Genomic DNA, 2,349 nt, shown 5'->3' on the forward strand with positions numbered 1-2,349 from the left:
GCCCGACGACCGAGCCGCCGACGACCGGGCTCCGGACGAGCCCGCTGCCGAGGCCGTCGTCGCGGCGCTCGTACGCGACGGCGTGCGGGTGCGCGGCTTCGCGATCCGGCGCACGAGCCTCGAGCAGCGCTTCGTCGAGCTCACGGGGGAGGGCTTCGATGTCGTCGGCTGAGGCGTCCGCGACCGTCGGCACGTCCTCGGATGCCGGCGACGCCGCAGTCCCCGCGCCCGCGCACCCGCGAGCAGCTCGGCGGCAGCGACGAGGCGGCCTGGCGTCGCTCTTCGCGTCGGAGACGGCCACGCTCTTCCGCCGCTGGCGGACGTGGGCGATGCTCGCGGCGCTGGGGCTGATCCCGATCCTCATCGCGATCGCGATCCGCATCGCCGGCCCGTCCGGCCCCGGCCGCGGCCCGGCGTTCCTCGACCAGGTCGCCGGCAACGGCCTCTTCGTGGGGATGACCGCGCTGGTGGTCGCCACCCCGCTGTTCCTCCCGCTCACGATCGCGGTCGTCTCGGGCGACGCCATCGCCGGCGAGGCGAGCCACGGGACGCTGCGCTACCTGCTCATCGCCCCGGCGGGCCGACTGCGACTGCTCGCGGTCAAGTACGCGGTCGCCGCCGTGTTCTGCGTCGCCGCGGCGCTCACCGTGATCGTCGTCGGCACCCTGATCGGCTGGGCGCTGTTCCCGGTCGGTCCCGTGACGCTCCTCTCCGGCGGGCAGATCCCGGTCGGCGAGGGGCTCCTCCGCCTGCTCGCGATCGGCGCGTACGTCGCGGTCTCGATGCTCGGCCTCTCGGCGATCGGACTGCTCGCGTCGACGCTCACCGTCGTGCCGGTCGGCGCGATGGCCGCGACGGCGATCCTCGCGGTCGTCGCCCAGATCGTCGGCGCGATCCCCCAACTGGAGTCGGTGCATCCCTTCCTGTTCTCCGACCGCTGGTTCGACTTCGCCGACCTGCTGCGATCGCCCCCGTCGTGGGAGTCCTTCGCCGACAACGCGCTGCTGCAGGCCGGATGGATCGCGGTGTTCGGCGGGCTCGCCGCCTGGCGGTTCGCGACGCGCGACGTCCTGTCGTAGCGCTGGTCGGGGCGACGGATGGCGCGCCCGCGCGCTACCCGTAGATGCGCGCGGCGTACGACGGACCGTAGTACTCGTCGAGCTCGGCGACATCCGCCTCGGGTCGTTCGAGGGCCTTGGCGATGAGCGCGCGCCGACGGACGGCGTCGGGCGTCCAGGTCTCGGGCCTCCAGGCCTGCGAGCGCAGGAACGCCTTCGAGCAGTGGAAGAACACCTCGTCGATGTCGACGACGAGCGCGAGCGCGGGGCGGTGGCCCTTCACGACCATGCCGTCGAGGAACGGCGCGTCGCGCACGATCGTGGCGCGCCCGTTGATCCGGAGCGTGTCGCCGCGTCCCGGCACGATGAGGACGAGCCCGACGTGCGGGTTCCGCAGCACGTTGCGGAAGCCGTCGGCGCGTCGGTTGCCCGGCCGCTCGGGGATCGCGATCGTCGTGTCGTCGAGCACGTGCACGAACCCGGCCGGGTCGCCCTTCGGCGAGACGTCGAGGTCGCCGTGCTCATCGCTCGTCGCGACGAACGCGAGGGATGCCGCGGCGAGCCACTCGCGATCGATCTCGTCGAGCCGGTCGCGGGTCTTCCCGACCGCTGCCGTCGTCGGGGCGCCGAGGATCTCCTCGAGCTCGTCGGCGCTGGTCACGGGGATGCCGCGTTCGCTCATGCTCCCCATCCTGCACCCGGCGCGGCCGGGCCCCTCAGCGGGCCTCGGCCCGGCGCTCGCCGATGCTCGGCGGGAGCCTGCAGAGGTCGTAGAAGTACCGGGTGGGCGCCGCCTCGTCGGTGAGGTCGATGATCACGTTCGTCGCGGCGTGGGGGAGTTCGTCGCCCGCGAGGGTCCACACCGTGAAGTGCCAGATGCCGCGGACGGCGTCGTTGAGGAGCCGCCGGCCGTCGATGACGAGGACGACGTCGTCGTCGTCCTCGGCGTCCGCGAGCGTGCCGGCGCGGAACGGCTCGACGGTCGCGGAGCGCAGCGTCGGCTCGTCGATATCGCCCACCGAGACCCGCACGGCGGGCTGCCCGCGCTCGACGAGGGTCGCGGCGAGGTCGTCGGCGAATCGAGCGGCCGGCGCCTCCGAGGCGCCCTCGACCGCCACGAGGCGCCTCCCGCGCCACGAGTTGTGCAGGAACTCCTCCGCGACCGACTCGAGCAGCGCTCGGCGGTCCTCCGTCACCTGTGCCATGGCGGACACGCTACGCCGATGCGTGCGCCCGAGGCATCCGTCGCGCCCGCCGGCCGGCCGGCCTTCGGCCGCGCTCGCCCCTGCCC

General features: G+C 73.9%; 3 protein-coding genes. 1 reads left to right on the forward strand and 2 read right to left on the reverse strand.

Annotated elements, in window-relative coordinates; all coding sequences use genetic code 11:
* Nucleotides 1-158: 158 nt before the first annotated feature.
* Nucleotides 159-1,079 carry an ABC transporter permease gene (locus ESO86_RS15595; protein WP_129235784.1) on the forward strand — a complete coding sequence of 307 codons (921 nt, stop codon included), beginning with the start codon at nt 159-161 and terminating at the stop codon, nt 1,077-1,079.
* A gap of 34 nt (nt 1,080-1,113) precedes the next feature.
* Here the strand turns inward: ESO86_RS15595 and ESO86_RS15600 are convergent, their stop codons facing one another.
* Both ESO86_RS15600 and ESO86_RS15605 read right to left on the reverse strand, forming a co-directional pair.
* Nucleotides 1,114-1,740, reverse strand: a complete 627-nt coding sequence (locus ESO86_RS15600) for an MSMEG_1061 family FMN-dependent PPOX-type flavoprotein (protein WP_129235785.1) — start codon at nt 1,738-1,740, stop codon at nt 1,114-1,116.
* A gap of 34 nt (nt 1,741-1,774) precedes the next feature.
* Entirely contained in the window at nt 1,775-2,263 is a 489-nt protein-coding gene (locus tag ESO86_RS15605) for a nucleoside/nucleotide kinase family protein (protein WP_129235786.1), read from the reverse strand.
* Between the last annotated feature and the right edge of the window lie 86 nt (nt 2,264-2,349).

Origin of the sequence: Agromyces binzhouensis (assembly GCF_004135055.1) — a bacterium.
Classification (GTDB): Bacteria; Actinomycetota; Actinomycetes; order Actinomycetales; family Microbacteriaceae; genus Agromyces; species Agromyces binzhouensis.